Source organism: Pseudomonas sp. HLS-6 TE3448, assembly GCF_053629555.1.
The window spans coordinates 3040893-3054416 of record NZ_JBRJIO010000001.1; the positions used below are offsets into that span (position 1 = coordinate 3040893).

12 protein-coding genes are annotated in these 13524 nt (G+C 62.2%); 8 read left to right on the forward strand and 4 right to left on the reverse strand.

Features of this window, described 5'->3' with window-relative positions:
• Positions 1–9 precede the first annotated feature (9 nt).
• From AB7M23_RS14075 to pssA, 4 genes are all read left to right on the forward strand, one after another.
• Complete coding sequence (locus AB7M23_RS14075) at positions 10–339, forward strand: sarcosine oxidase subunit delta (protein ID WP_099773991.1); 330 nt, start codon at positions 10–12, stop codon at positions 337–339.
• Positions 336–3353 carry a sarcosine oxidase subunit alpha gene (locus AB7M23_RS14080; RefSeq protein ID WP_454241099.1) on the forward strand — a complete coding sequence of 1006 codons (3018 nt, stop codon included), beginning with the start codon at positions 336–338 and terminating at the stop codon, positions 3351–3353. The genes AB7M23_RS14075 and AB7M23_RS14080 overlap by 4 nt, the downstream gene beginning before the upstream one ends.
• Positions 3354–3436: 83 nt before the next feature.
• The gene (locus tag AB7M23_RS14085) at positions 3437–4069 is read left to right on the forward strand and encodes a sarcosine oxidase subunit gamma (RefSeq protein WP_099773993.1); all 633 of its coding nucleotides are present in this window, start codon (positions 3437–3439) and stop codon (positions 4067–4069) included.
• Between the two features lie 107 nt (positions 4070–4176).
• Complete coding sequence (gene pssA / locus AB7M23_RS14090; protein ID WP_099773994.1) at positions 4177–5520, forward strand: CDP-diacylglycerol--serine O-phosphatidyltransferase; 1344 nt, start codon at positions 4177–4179, stop codon at positions 5518–5520.
• A gap of 80 nt (positions 5521–5600) precedes the next feature.
• Here the strand turns inward: pssA and AB7M23_RS14095 are convergent, their stop codons facing one another.
• From AB7M23_RS14095 to dsbD, 4 genes are all read right to left on the reverse strand, one after another.
• Positions 5601–6149, reverse strand: coding sequence for a L,D-transpeptidase family protein (locus tag AB7M23_RS14095; RefSeq protein WP_176717477.1), 549 nt, complete (start codon positions 6147–6149; stop codon positions 5601–5603).
• 165 nt (positions 6150–6314) lie between these two features.
• The gene (gene dsbG, locus AB7M23_RS14100) at positions 6315–7079 is read right to left on the reverse strand and encodes a thiol:disulfide interchange protein DsbG (RefSeq protein ID WP_454242174.1); all 765 of its coding nucleotides are present in this window, start codon (positions 7077–7079) and stop codon (positions 6315–6317) included.
• 2 nt (positions 7080–7081) lie between these two features.
• Positions 7082–7924, reverse strand: coding sequence for a prolipoprotein diacylglyceryl transferase family protein (locus tag AB7M23_RS14105; protein ID WP_454241100.1), 843 nt, complete (start codon positions 7922–7924; stop codon positions 7082–7084).
• Entirely contained in the window at positions 7924–9636 is a 1713-nt protein-coding gene (gene dsbD / locus AB7M23_RS14110) for a protein-disulfide reductase DsbD (protein WP_099776581.1), read from the reverse strand. Before dsbD ends, AB7M23_RS14105 begins: the two co-directional genes overlap by 1 nt.
• Before the next feature lie 189 nt (positions 9637–9825).
• Here dsbD and AB7M23_RS14115 point away from each other — a divergent pair, with 189 nt between their 5' ends.
• From AB7M23_RS14115 to AB7M23_RS14130, 4 genes are all read left to right on the forward strand, one after another.
• Complete coding sequence (locus tag AB7M23_RS14115; RefSeq protein WP_454241101.1) at positions 9826–10509, forward strand: response regulator; 684 nt, start codon at positions 9826–9828, stop codon at positions 10507–10509.
• Entirely contained in the window at positions 10506–11828 is a 1323-nt protein-coding gene (locus AB7M23_RS14120; RefSeq protein WP_454241102.1) for an ATP-binding protein, read from the forward strand. The genes AB7M23_RS14115 and AB7M23_RS14120 overlap by 4 nt, the downstream gene beginning before the upstream one ends.
• A gap of 22 nt (positions 11829–11850) precedes the next feature.
• The gene (locus AB7M23_RS14125) at positions 11851–12912 is read left to right on the forward strand and encodes an RNA methyltransferase (RefSeq protein ID WP_330523991.1); all 1062 of its coding nucleotides are present in this window, start codon (positions 11851–11853) and stop codon (positions 12910–12912) included.
• A 330-nt stretch (positions 12913–13242) separates the two neighbouring features.
• Positions 13243–13470: a hypothetical protein gene (locus AB7M23_RS14130; RefSeq protein WP_065761686.1), complete on the forward strand. Its 228-nt coding sequence runs from the start codon at positions 13243–13245 to the stop codon at positions 13468–13470.
• The last annotated feature ends 54 nt before the right edge of the window (positions 13471–13524 follow it).

Sequence of the window (13524 nt, forward strand, 5' to 3'; positions counted from 1 at the left end):
AACCTGACCATGTTGCACATCTTCTGTCCCCACTGTGGCGAGCTGCGCTCCGAAGAGGAATTCCACGCCGCTGGCCAGGCGCACATCCCGCGCCCGCTCGACCCGGATGCCTGCACCGATGAGGAATGGGGCACCTACATGTTCTTCCGCGACAACCCACGCGGCCTGCACCACGAACTGTGGATTCACGCCGCCGGTTGCCGCCAGTACTTCAATGCCACCCGTGACACGGTGACCTACGAAATTCTGGAAACCTATCCAATTGGCGCCAAGCCACAAGTGACCGGCAAAAACACCAGCCCGCAGTTGGCAGTCAGTGGTCAGGGAGAAAAGGTATGAGCCAGGTCAATCGCCTGTCCAACGGCGGTCGTATCGACCGCAGCAAAGTCTTGAACTTCACCTTCAACGGCCAGAGCTATCAGGGCTATGCCGGTGACACCCTGGCGGCCGCGTTGCTGGCCAACGGCGTGGACATCGTCGGGCGCAGCTTCAAGTACTCGCGCCCTCGCGGGATCATCGCCGCCGGTGCCGAAGAGCCGAACGCGATCCTGCAGATCGGTGCCACCGAAGCCACCCAGGTGCCGAACGTGCGCGCTACCCAGCAGGCACTGTATGCCGGCCTGGTGGCCACCAGCACCAATGGCTGGCCGAGCGTGAACAACGACGTGATGGGGATCCTGGGCAAGGTCGGTGGCAAGCTGATGCCACCGGGCTTCTACTACAAGACCTTCATGTACCCGCAGTCGTTCTGGATGACCTACGAGAAGTACATCCGCAAAGCGGCCGGCCTGGGCCGTTCGCCGCTGGAAAACGACCCGGACACCTACGATTACATGAACCAGCACTGTGACGTGCTGGTGGTTGGCGGCGGCCCGGCTGGGCTGGCAGCGGCCTTGGCGGCTGGCCGCAGCGGCGCCCGGGTGATCCTTGCCGATGAGCAGGAAGAGTTTGGCGGCAGCCTGCTCGACACCCGCGAAAGCCTCGACGGCAAGCCTGCCGCGGAGTGGGTGGCGGCCGCCGTGGCCGAACTCAAGGGCATGCGCGAAGTGACCTTGCTGCCACGGGCCACCGTGAACGGCTACCACGACCACAACTTCCTGACCATCCACGAGCGCCTGACCGACCACCTGGGCGATCGCGCGCCACTGGGGCAGGTGCGTCAGCGTATCCACCGCGTGCGTGCACGGCAGGTGGTGCTGGCCACTGGCGCCCACGAGCGTCCGCTGGTGTATGGCAACAACGACGTGCCGGGCAACATGCTGGCTGGTGCAGTGTCGACTTACGTGCGCCGCTACGGCGTAGCACCGGGCAAGAAACTGGTGCTTTCGACCAACAACGACCACGCTTACCGCGTTGCGCTGGATTGGCTTGATGCTGGGCTGACCGTCGTGGCGGTGGCCGATGCCCGTCATACACCGCGCGGTGCGCTGGTAGAGGAGGTGAGGGCACGGGGGGTTCGTATCCTGACGTCCAGTGCCGTGATAGAGACGCGAGGCAGCAAGCGGGTCACCTCGGCGCGTGTTGCGGCCATTAATGCAAGAGCCTTTAGCGTGACCAGCCCAGGCGAGTGGCTGGAGTGCGACCTGGTGGCCAGCTCGGGCGGCTACAGCCCGGTGGTTCACCTGGCTTCGCACCTGGGTGGCAAGCCGGTCTGGCGTGAAGACATCCTCGGCTTCGTGCCGGGCGATGCCCCGCAGAGACGCGTCTGCGTCGGCGGTGTGAACGGTGTCTACAGCCTCGGCGATACCCTGGCCGATGGTTTTGAAGGCGGTGTACGGGCTGCAACCGAAGCCGGTTTCAAGGCGGTCACCGGGGTGCTGCCCAAGGTGTTGGCGCGCCATGAAGAAGCCACTGTGCCGCTGTTCCAGGTGCCGCATGACAAACCCACGGCACGGGCACCGAAGCAGTTCGTCGACCAACAGAACGACGTGACGGCCGCGGCTATCGAGTTGGCCACCCGCGAAGGTTTTGAGTCGGTCGAGCACGTTAAACGCTATACCGCGCTGGGCTTCGGTACCGACCAGGGCAAGCTCGGCAACATCAACGGCCTGGCCATCGCCGCCCGTTCGCTGGGCATTGGTGTGGCGCAAATGGGCACCACCATGTTCCGCCCGAACTACACGCCGATCACCTTCGGTGCAGTGGCGGGCCGGCATTGCGGTCACCTGTTCGAGCCGGTGCGCTTCACCGCGCTGCATGCCTGGCACGTGAAAAACGGTGCCGAGTTTGAAGACGTCGGCCAGTGGAAACGGCCGTGGTACTTCCCGCGCAAAGGCGAAGATATCCATGCCGCCGTTGCCCGTGAGTGCAAGGCGGTGCGTGACAGCGTCGGCCTGCTCGACGCCTCGACCCTGGGCAAGATCGATATCCAGGGCCCAGATGCCCGTGAGTTCCTCAACCGCATCTACACCAACGCCTGGACCAAGCTGGACGTGGGCAAGGCCCGTTACGGCCTGATGTGCAAAGAAGACGGCATGGTCTTCGACGACGGTGTCACGGCGTGCCTGGGTGAGAACCACTTTGTCATGACCACCACCACCGGCGGCGCGGCACGCGTACTGCAGTGGCTGGAGATCTATCAGCAAACCGAATGGCCAGACCTGAAGGTGTACTTCACCTCGGTCACCGACCACTGGGCGACCCTGACCCTGTCCGGGCCGAACAGCCGCAAACTGCTGTCACAGGTCACCGATATCGACCTGGACAAAGACGCCTTCCCGTTCATGAGCTGGAAGGAAGGCAAGGTGGGCGGGGTGCCGGCGCGGGTCTTCCGGATCTCCTTTACCGGTGAGCTGTCGTACGAAATCAACATCCAGGCCAACTACGCCATGGGCGTGCTGGAGCAGATCGTCGAAGCGGGCAAGCCCTACAACCTGACCCCGTACGGCACCGAAACCATGCACGTACTGCGGGCCGAGAAGGGCTTCATCATTGTCGGCCAGGACACTGACGGCTCGATGACCCCGGACGACCTGAACATGGGTTGGTGCGTCGGGCGGACCAAGCCGTTCTCCTGGATCGGCCGTCGTGGCATGAACCGTGAAGATTGCGTACGGGAAAACCGTAAACAACTGGTCGGCCTCAAGCCGGTCAATCCGACCCAGTGGCTGCCTGAGGGGGCGCAACTGGTGTTCGATCCGAAGCAACCGATCCCGATGGACATGGTCGGTCACGTGACCTCCAGCTACGCCGCCAACTCGCTGGGCTATTCGTTCGCGATGGGTGTGGTCAAGGGTGGCCTCAAGCGCATGGGCGAGCGCGTGTTCTCGCCGCAGGCCGATGGCAGCGTGATCGAAGCGGAGATCTGTTCAGCGGTGTTCTTCGACCCGCAAGGCGAACGGCAGAACGTTTAAGGATTGACGCGCACGTGTGGCGCCGGCGCGGCCGGCCCCACACGGATCGCCCTACAGCATTTGATATTTCAGGCAGGTTTGAAATGAGCGCAATCAACGTTTACCAGCAACACCCAGGCAACGCCGCCAAGGCGCAATCGCCGCTGGCCCACGCCGACTTGCCGAGCCTGGTTGGCAAGGGGCGCAAGAACGCCGGTGTCACCCTGCGCGAGAAGAAGCTGCTGGGCCACCTGACTATTCGTGGCAACGGCCACGACCCGGCCTTTGCCGGTGGTGTGTTCAAGGCCATCGGCCTTGAGCTGCCCGTGGCCCTGACCGTGGTCGCCAACGGCGACATGTCGCTGCAGTGGCTCGGCCCGGATGAGTGGCTGTTGATCGTCCCCGGTGGCCAGGAGTTCGCCGTCGAGCAGAAACTGCGCGACGCCCTCAAGGACCAGCACATTCAGGTGGTCAACGTCAGCGGTGGCCAGACCCTGCTGGAACTGAGCGGCCCGAACGTGCGCGAAGTGCTGATGAAGTCCACCAGCTACGACGTGCACCCGAACAATTTCCCGGTCGGCAAAGCGGTCAGTACGGTGTTCGCCAAGTCGCAACTGGTCATCCGTCGCAGCAGCGAAGACACCTGGGAACTGCTGATTCGTCGCAGTTTCTCCGATTACTGGTGGCTGTGGTTGCAGGATGCAGCGAACGAGTTCGGTCTAAACGTTATAGAGTGATGGTTTCGTGGATTAACGTCGCTCCTGCAGGGCATTTCAAAATCCCTGCAGGAGGGCGTTTATCTGAAAAAGCTACACCATCGTAGTACTTCGATCTTGAGAGGCTTATGCGGTTCTACTCTCCAAAAACTGGGCTTGCAGCGCTACGTGGTTTTGATCTATCGGCCGACGCGATCACGATACTGCCAACGGCTGCCGATTATCGACGTTGTCTGCTTGAACATATTGCCTCTGCTCAGCAACGCATCTACATCACCGCCTTGTACCTGCAGCAGGACGAGTCCGGTCAGGAAATCATCGACGCCCTCTATCAAGCCAAGGCGGCCCGTCCAACGCTGGATATCGTTGTGGTGGTCGACTGGTTTCGCGCGCAGCGGGGTTTGCTCGGGGCAGGCAAGCAACCAGGCAACGCGGCCTGGTACCGCGCCGAACGAATGCGTCGCGAGGTGGACGTGCCGGTCTATGGCGTGCCCATCCAAACCCGAGAACTCTTCGGTGTGCTGCATTTGAAAGGCAGCATCATCGATGACTGCGTGATCTACAGCGGTGCCAGCATCAGTAACGTCTACTTGCACAAGTTCGACAAGTACCGCCTGGACCGCTATCACGTACTCCGCAACAAACCGCTGGCCGACTCAGTGCAGACGTTGATTCAAAACGCCTTGCTGGGCTCCAGAGCGACGCATCGACTGGATGTGCCCGCGCCACCCAGATCGCGCACTTTGCACCGGGCCATCAGGGCATTTCGGAGTCGCCTCAAGCGTGCCGCCTATGATACGTCGGCAGGGAGCAGCGAGCATGGTGGGCTGCGGGTGATTCCGCTGCTGGGTGTTGGCAGGAACAACCCCCTGAACCGAGCCCTGTGCCAATTGGTGGCCACCAGCCAAAAGCGCCTCACACTCTGTACGCCTTATTTCAACCTTGCGCCGGTGCTGACGCGCGAAATCGAACGTGCGCTCAAGCGTGGTGTCACCATTGACATCATCATCGGCGACAAGACCGCCAATGATTTTTTTGTCCCACCCGAAGAGCCGTTCACGTTGAGCGCTGCGCTGCCTTACTTTTACGAAAGCAAACTGCGTGGTTTCGCCCGCAAGCATCATGAGGCCATTGCTCGTCATCAGTTGAATCTGCAATTGTGGAAAGACGGCAATCACAGTTTTCACTTGAAAGGGGTGTGGGTAGACCAACGCTATACCCTCTTGACCGGCAATAACCTGAACCCCCGTGGGTTCCGGCTGGACCTGGAAAATGCCTTGCTTATCGACGACCCCAAGGCTGAATGGGCCATGCAGCGTGATGAAGAGCTTGCACAGCTCTCACGCCATACCACACGGGTTGATAGCTACTCGGCATTGGACTCCCTCACCGATTATCCGCCGAAGGTGCGTACGTTGTTGCGGCGAGTCAGGTATGCCCGGATTGGACGGTTGTTGTATGGCATGCTTTGAACGTCGGCCCCAACCCATCGGTTCGCACATGTACAGCCACATCGCGTGCCCTTGATGTGGCTGCAGCATGTCCGCCTGGGTTATGGCGCGATCACAATCGGCGTGCCGTTCGGTACCCGTGACCAGATCTCCCGCACTTCTTCGTTGGTGACGGCGATGCAGCCGTTGGTCCAGTCCCAGCGTCGATGCCACTCGCCGATCCCGCCCCAGCCATTGAGCAGGCCGTGGATCATGATGTTGCCACCCGGCTCGACATTGGCCGCGGCAGCCCGTTGCTTGTCTTCGGCATTCGGATAGGAAATGTGCAGGCTCAGGTGGGCAATCGATTGTTCGTTGCGCCAGTCGATGGTGTAGCGGCCTTCAGGGGTGCGCTCGTCGCCTTCGGCCTGCTTGTGGCCGACCGGGTTCTTGCCCAGGGAAATGTTGTATTCCTTGAGCACCACGCCGTCTTTGAGCAACTGCATGCGCTTTTGCGCCTTGTAGACCATCAGGGTGTCGGCCTGCTCGCTTGCTGTCGCCATGTCAGGCGCAGTGCCGGAGCCGTAGCGCATGGCGTAGCGGGTGTAACCGTAGGCCGCCACCGCCAGCACACTGACAACGACAAGACTTTTCAACAGCAGGGAACGCATGGGGTAAACACTCCGTGTGAAGCATCCTGAGATGCTGGCTCCATGGGCCACGGGTGTTGTACAGGTACCCTGGCCCTGACCGGCTGATTCCGGTCGGGGCGCATTCTGCCGAGGGTTGGGCCGTGACGCAAACCTGTGGCCGCTGCACGGCCCCCGGCTCGCGACTCAGCGCTTGCCGAAGATCTTGCCGAGCATCTCGGGCGCTGGTGCACCTTGTTGTTGCTGCAGTTGCTGATTGTCGTCGAGGTAGAAAATCGCCGGGGTGGCTGACAGGCCCAGTTCATCCATCAGGGCCATGTTGGCGTCGAGCTTGGCCTGTACCTCGGCCGGGATGCTCGGTAGCCCTTTGAGGGTGCTGGCCTTGCCGGCCTTTTCATGTTGTTGCAGGGCGCTTTGTGGGTCTTTGCTGGCCAGCAGTGCCGCCGATTTCGCCGGGCTGTCTTCGCGGATGATGCCGACCATGATGTGCCGCAACTGCACCTTGCCGGATTCGACCCACGGCCGCGCCTGCTGCCAGAACAGGTTGCAGTAGGGGCAGTTGGGGTCGCTGAACATGTAGACGATACGCGGGGCATCGGCCTTGCCATCGGCGATCCAGCTGGCTTTGTCCAGTTTTGCCCAGATCGCTTTGGCCATCGGTGCGTAGACCAGCTTTTCCAGCGGCTCCAGGCTCAGGTCCTTGCCTTGCTCATCGAACAGGCTACCGACCAGCACGTGCTTGCCATCGGGCGTCAGGTACAGAGCCATACCGCGGTTCTGGTACTCGGCGGCGAAACCCCGCATGCCATTGGGCGCGTCGAATTCACCTTTGATGGTTGCGCCTTTGGCCTCGATCTTCTGAATGGCCATGGGCAGTGTTTCGGCATGCACGGCATACGTCGGCAGCAAGCCGAGCCCCAGGGCCAGGCTGAAGGCGAGTGTGGCAGGCATCTTCATGGTGTGTTCCTTGTTGAAACAGTGGAGGCGGCGTTGGCGCGCTCAAAGGATTCCAGGGCGTGGCTCAGGCTGGCCCTGGACAGTTCGCCCAGGTGGCTACCGTGCAGGCGGCCGTCGGCGGTGTAGAACAACGTAGTAGGCAGCGCCATGGAGCCCACTTGCTGGCCCAACTGACCGCCTGAATCGAACAGTACATGGGACAGGTTCAGGCCAGTGGTTGCCAGAAAGTTACTCACGGTTTGTGGCGACTCCCCTTGGTTGACGAACAGAAACAGTACGTCCTGACGTTCTTGCTGGGCGTGTTGCAACACCGGCATTTCCCGTCGGCAGGGCGGACACCAGGTGGCCCAGAGGTTGATCACCAGCGGCTGCCCACGGTAATCGTTCAGCGCCACCGCACGGCCTTGCGCATCGCGCAGGCTGATGGGCGGTAATTGCGTGTTCTGTTCATACAGGTGGCTGGCGAGGCTGGTCAGTGCCCAGAACAATCCGCCACTCAACAGCCCCCAAGCCAGTGGCGTGCGCAGCCGTGGCTGCCGCCAGCCCTGCCAGAGCGCGCCCAGCAGCACCGCGACAATCGCTGGCCAGAGCAGAAAGCCGCCATCGCGAATATCGACTATTTGCAGTGGGTCTTCCTGGTAGATCGACCAGTAGTGAATGACAAATGCCAAGCGTGCTACCAGCACGCCCAGCAAAAACAGGTTGAACAGTGTTGACTCGGGGTTGTCGCCGTTGCGTCGTGCTACCCGCCAGCCGACCAGGGTGGCGATGGCCAGTGCGCCGAACAGCAGCAGGTGCTCGAGGCCAACAGCCAGTGGCCCGATATTCACAGTCAGCATCAGCCTTGGCTCCGGGTTTCAGACCAGTGTTGCAGGAAGTTCAGCGCATCGATTTCACCGGTGATGCGCCGTGCCCGGCGTTCGTCGCCCTCGGGGCCGATCCAGATCAGGCTGGGTGGGCCAGGTACCGCATAGCGCTTGAGCAGTTCACGGCTGGGCGGGGCGTCGGCGGTAACGTCCAGGCGCAGCAAGCGTACGCCGTTCAGCGCTGCCAGCACATCGTCGCGTGCGAACACCTGTTTCTCCATGACCTTGCACGACACGCACCAGTCAGCGTAGTAGTCCAGCAGCACCCATTGCCCTTGTGCGGTGGCGGCGTCCAGCTCTCGCTGCAGGCTCGCCGGGTCGCTGACGGTGGTGAAGGCATCGGCGCGGGTTGCCTGGGCTTCAGCGTTGCTGGCACCGGTATAAGGCTCCAGTGGTCGCCAGGGATCGCTGCCACCGGCTGCCGCACCGACCACCATAAGGCTGCCCCACAGCCCGAACAGCAGTGCCAATGCCTGTAGCGGGCGTTGGGCCTGCAAGGTCGTCCAGGCGGCCCAGCCCAGGGCGATCAGCCAGGCACCGGCCAGGCCCAGCCACAGCGTTGGGTCCAGCACGGCCCGCAGGGTGTAGAGCGCCATGGCCAGGAACACAAAGCCGAAGAACCCTTTCACCCGCTCCATCCAGGCGCCTGGTCGCGGCAGGTAGCGGTTACCCAGGGTGACCAGCAACAGCAAGGGCAGGCCCATGCCAAGGCCGAGGGCAAACAGCACCAGGGCGCCCTGCACGGCATTGCCGCTTTGCGCGATGTAGAGCAATGCGCCGGCCAGCGGTGCGGTCATGCACGGCCCCATCAACAGGCCCGACAGGGCGCCCAGCAACGCAGCACCATACAGGTTGCCGCCACGGGTGTTATGCCCGGCCCGTTCAAGGCGATCTCGCAGCCAGGCGGGTAACTGCAACTCGAAGGCGCCAAACATTGGCAAGGCCAGCACCACGAACAGGGCTGCCAGGCTGCCGAGCAGCCAGGGTTGTTGCAGCCATGCCTGCAGATTGGCGCCCAGCAGGGCAGCGATCACACCCAGGCCGGCGTACACCAGGGCCATGCTCAGCACATACACCGCCGCCAATGCCCAGCCACGGCGAGCGCTGGCGCCGTTACCCAGCACCAATCCGGCGAGGATCGGCAGCATGGGCAGGGAGCAGGGGGTAAACGCCAGCAGTACGCCCAAGCCAAGAAAGGCCAGCAGGCTCCAGAACAGCGTACCGTGTTGCAGGTCGCCGGCCAGGGCCTGGTCGCTTGCCTGTTCGCGCCCTCGATCAACGGCATCGGCGGGGGTGAGGGCCACCGTAGAGGTTTGCGGTGGGTAGCACAGGCCGGCGTCGGCGCAGCCTTGCCAGCCGACGCGCAGTTGGCCACTGGCATGGGCTGGCAAGATCAGTTCAAGTTCACCTCGGTACACCGGGCTTTCACCGAAGAACTCGTCTGTGTGGGTTTGTGCCGCGGGCAGCGCGGGGTGTTGTTCAGTGGGCAAGCCATCGAATTTCAGGCGCTTTTGATACAGGTAATAACCGTCGGTGATCTGCCAGTGCAGGCGCGTCTGGCCAGAGTCGAGCCGTTCGCTGCTGAACACGAAGGCTTTGTCGACCGCCAGGAAGTCCGGTTGAGCGAACGGCTTGGCGAAAGGTTGGGCCAAGCTCAGGTTGCTGAACAGTACCAACAGGGTCATCAGAAAAACGCGCATATCAGGTCCTTGTCAGCGCTATCACTCATTCAGCTTGCCGCCGGGTGATTAACCCAAAGTTAACCGGCTGCAGAAACGGCCGTCGCCCGATACGCGACGGTTCGAGGCTGACGCGGCATAATCCTCGGTTAATCCGCCTGCGCTCCAATGGGCCTTTTATGATCGAGACTGACCATGCACGTATTGCTTTGCGAGGATGATGACCTGATCGCCAGCGGTATCGTCGCCGGGCTTGGCGCTCAAGGCCTGACGGTCGACCGCGTAGCCAGCGCGGCTGCGGCCCAGGCCATGCTCCAGGCCGCCAGCTTCGATGTCATGGTCCTCGATCTGGGCCTGCCCGATGAGGATGGGTTGAAACTACTGCGCCGTTTGCGTCAGCAGGGTGAGACCTTGCCGGTGTTGATCCTCACCGCACGGGACGCGGTCAGCGACCGGGTCGATGGCCTGCAGGCCGGCTCCGATGACTACCTGCTCAAACCCTTCGATCTGCGTGAGCTTGCCGCACGCCTGCATACGTTGATGCGGCGGATGGCGGGCCGTGCGGTGAACATCATCGAGCACGGCCCCTTGAGTTACGACCCGAGCAGTCGCGAAGCCCGCCTGGGCGGGCAGCCGGTGGACCTGTCCCGGCGTGAGCAGGCCTTGCTCCATGCCCTGTTGCATAACCGTGGCCGTGTCTTATCCAGCGAACAACTCAAGGACAGCGTCTACGGGTTCGGCGATGAAGTCGAGAGCAATGCGTTGAACGTGCATATCCACCACCTGCGGCGAAAACTGGGTAGCGGTATTGTCGAAACCGTACGTGGGCTGGGCTATCGTCTGGGGCCCGCCCAACGGCCTGAAGAGGCGGCGCGATGAGCCTGCGTTTACGTCTGAGCCTGATTCTCGGCACGGCATTTGTCGTGATCTGGGCGTTTGCTGCCGCCTGGATGCTGCGCGACCTGCGCCAGCAAATGATGTTTTCCCTTGATCAGCGGCTGGTCGCTTCGGCGCGAATGGTGGCCGGCCTTATCGACCAGTTGCCGCAACCGTTGACCAGCAAGGGCGAGGGCACGCAGTTGAGCGCGGACCAGCTGAGTATCCCCGATGGCATGGCCTGTCAGGTCAGCTCCCTGCGTGGTGAAATCCTGGCGCGCAACCACAGCCACGGCGAGCAACCTCTGGATGACGACCGGGTCGGCTTTCATGATCAGATGATCGACGGCGCCTCCTGGCGCAGCTTTACCTTTGCCCGTGGCGATGTACGTATTACCACCGCGGACCGTCATCAAGAGCGTGAAGCCTTGAATCGCTCGATCCTGCTGGCCGCGTCGGCACCGGTGCTGGTGGCCTTGTTCGGCACCCTGGGCCTGCTCTGGCTGGGCTTGGGCAGGGGCTTGGCGCCGCTGAACCGCATGCGTGATGCCTTGCGTAAACGCAGCCCCGATTCACTTGAGCCCCTGCAGCTACGGGCCATGCCCAGTGAGCTGCAACCGTTGCTGGAAACCCAGAACCAGCTGTTTCTGCGCATTGGCCAGACCCTCGAGCGCGAGCGCAGGCTGACCGACGATGCCGCCCATGAACTGCGCAGCCCGCTGACAGCGATCAAGACCCACTTGCAGGTCGCGCGGATGACCGACGGTGCGGTCCGTGAACAAGCGCTGGAGCATGCCGAGCAAGGTGCCGATCGCATGCACCGTACCCTGGAGCAATTGCTGCTGCTGGCGCGGGTAGAGGGCAGTCTGTCGTTCGACGATGGCGTGCAATGCAACGCCGAACATGTCGCACGGCAGGCGATTCAGGACATCGGCCAGGAGGGCGCCAGGCGTATTGCGCTGCACCTGGCCCCAGGGGCGGGTGAGTTATACCTGGACATGCCATCGCCCCTGGCGGTCGCGGCATTGCGCAACCTGCTGGAAAATGCGCTGCGCCACACCGTTGGCAGTGCGCCGGTGGAGTTGCAGGTGCAAGTGGACGGTGAGCGTGTCGGTTTCAGGGTGCGGGACCACGGGCCGGGTATTCCGGCACAGCACCTGGAGCACCTGACCCAGCGCTTCTGGCGCACTGACCAGAGCGATGGTTGTGGCTTGGGCCTGGCGATTGTTCAGGCGATTGTCCAGCGTTGTGCCGGCTCGCTGGATTTCGACAGTCGCAGTGATGGTTTGCGGGTGTTGTTGCAGATTCCCCGCCGCGTGTAAGCGGTGATAGCATGCGCGCCCCATGACTATCCAAGACTTCCACCAGCGGCTCGCCGCCCTTGGCGCCAAGCCCGTGCATATCGGGCGTATCACCCGTGCCTGGCTGCGCGGCGTGCCGCTCGACACGGGCACCCGTCGCCAGAAAACCGAAGACTTCCTGCCCTTGAGCGTGCGGCAGGCACTGCCACAGCTGAGCGCTGAGCTCGATGGCCTGGCGCGGCTCAGTGCCGAGCACCCCGGTGGCGATGGTTCGGCGCGCCTGCTGGTGGAACTGGCCGACCGACAGCAGGTGGAAAGCGTATTACTGCCACGCGGTGGTTTGTGCGTGTCCAGCCAGGTGGGCTGCGCGGTGGGTTGCGTATTTTGCATGACCGGTAAAAGCGGCCTGCTGCGGCAATTGAGCACCGCCGAGATCCTGGCGCAGGTGGCACTGGCCCGGCGTTACCGTGCAGTCAAGAAAGTGGTTTTCATGGGCATGGGCGAACCCGCCCATAACCTCGACAACGTGCTGCAGGCTATCGACCTGCTGGGAACTGAAGGCGGTATCGGCCAGCGTAACCTGGTGTTCTCCACCGTGGGCGACCTGCGCGTGTTTGAGCGCCTGCCGCAACAGCAGGTCAAGCCGGCGTTGGCGTTGTCGCTGCACACCACCAATGCGGCGCTGCGCCAGCAGTTACTGCCCCGCGCGCCGCGGATCGACCCAGAAGAACTGGTCGAGTTGGGCGAAGCCTATGCGCGGCAAATCGACTACCCGATTCAGTACCAGTGGACGTTGCTCAAAGGCATCAACGACAGCCAGGAAGAAATGGACGGGATTCTGCGCTTGCTCAAAGGCAAGTACGCGATCATGAACGTGATCCCCTACAACAGCCTGGAAGCCGATGAGTTCCAGCGGCCTGACGCGGACCGCATCGAGCAGATCATGCGCTACCTGCACAGCAATGGCGTGTTGACCAAAGTACGCAACTCGGCGGGGCAGGACATTGACGGTGGTTGCGGCCAGTTGCGGGCACGGGCGGCAGACCTGATGCAGCGCAAGCGTGCGCATGCATCACCGTCGCTGCTGCTTGCTGGTGAGCGATAGTGAAAAATCGCTGTTTCAAGTAGGACATTTCCCAAGCATACTTTTCCGGCGTTCTTGCCGTTGTGCCTGTCATTGGTGCGGACTAGTCTTGCCGAGTCGTTGCCCATTCAACGACCGGATTTAGCAGTCCGAACATGAAGTCAGGCGCAACACGCCTCCATAGTCATTGCAACGCTTACGTCTGCGATGCTGCTCTATGGCGGCTGTGCGTGGGGCACCCTCGGGTGCGCCGGGTACCTGACTTCCCGGTCTGCTAACCCGCGTACAGCTGCCACCTAACTCGTTTAGCAGCGATTCGTGGCAGCTCCACTGAAAGTCAGGAGTTGCGCCATGATCAAGCTCACGCCCGATCCTCCCGTATTGCGTGTTCGTCAGGACCTTCCTTCAGAGGTCGCCTTGCTGCATGCCTACAAACACCTTGCGTGTGCGGTTGCGGCCACGCGACAAGCCCTTGAACACAGTGGCTCGCGGGCCGAGGTATTGATTCAAGGCGTCTTCCACCAGGTTGAAGTGGCTAAAGAGCTGGTTGAAGTTTCGCTGAAAAACCTTCGGCATTAGCGTAAGGCTGTCAGGAGGCTGCACTCTCTGGGCTTGCCTGCGATAGTCTCAACA

Excerpts from the sequence above, each read along its gene's own strand:
- AB7M23_RS14075 (WP_099773991.1), top strand. The coding sequence starts at position 10 with ATGTTGCACATCTTCTGTCCCCACTGTGGCGAGCTGCGCTCCGAAGAG.
- dsbD (WP_099776581.1), bottom strand. The coding sequence starts at position 9,636 with ATGACCCTGTTGGTACTGTTCAGCAACCTGAGCTTGGCCCAACCTTTC.
- AB7M23_RS14095 (WP_176717477.1), bottom strand. The coding sequence starts at position 6,149 with ATGCGTTCCCTGCTGTTGAAAAGTCTTGTCGTTGTCAGTGTGCTGGCG.
- dsbG (WP_454242174.1), bottom strand. The coding sequence starts at position 7,079 with ATGCCTGCCACACTCGCCTTCAGCCTGGCCCTGGGGCTCGGCTTGCTG.
- AB7M23_RS14130 (WP_065761686.1), top strand. The coding sequence starts at position 13,243 with ATGATCAAGCTCACGCCCGATCCTCCCGTATTGCGTGTTCGTCAGGAC.
- AB7M23_RS14115 (WP_454241101.1), top strand. The coding sequence starts at position 9,826 with ATGCACGTATTGCTTTGCGAGGATGATGACCTGATCGCCAGCGGTATC.
- AB7M23_RS14120 (WP_454241102.1), top strand. The coding sequence starts at position 10,506 with ATGAGCCTGCGTTTACGTCTGAGCCTGATTCTCGGCACGGCATTTGTC.
- pssA (WP_099773994.1), top strand. The coding sequence starts at position 4,177 with ATGCGGTTCTACTCTCCAAAAACTGGGCTTGCAGCGCTACGTGGTTTT.
- AB7M23_RS14085 (WP_099773993.1), top strand. The coding sequence starts at position 3,437 with ATGAGCGCAATCAACGTTTACCAGCAACACCCAGGCAACGCCGCCAAG.
- AB7M23_RS14125 (WP_330523991.1), top strand. The coding sequence starts at position 11,851 with ATGACTATCCAAGACTTCCACCAGCGGCTCGCCGCCCTTGGCGCCAAG.
- AB7M23_RS14080 (WP_454241099.1), top strand. The coding sequence starts at position 336 with ATGAGCCAGGTCAATCGCCTGTCCAACGGCGGTCGTATCGACCGCAGC.
- AB7M23_RS14105 (WP_454241100.1), bottom strand. The coding sequence starts at position 7,924 with ATGCTGACTGTGAATATCGGGCCACTGGCTGTTGGCCTCGAGCACCTG.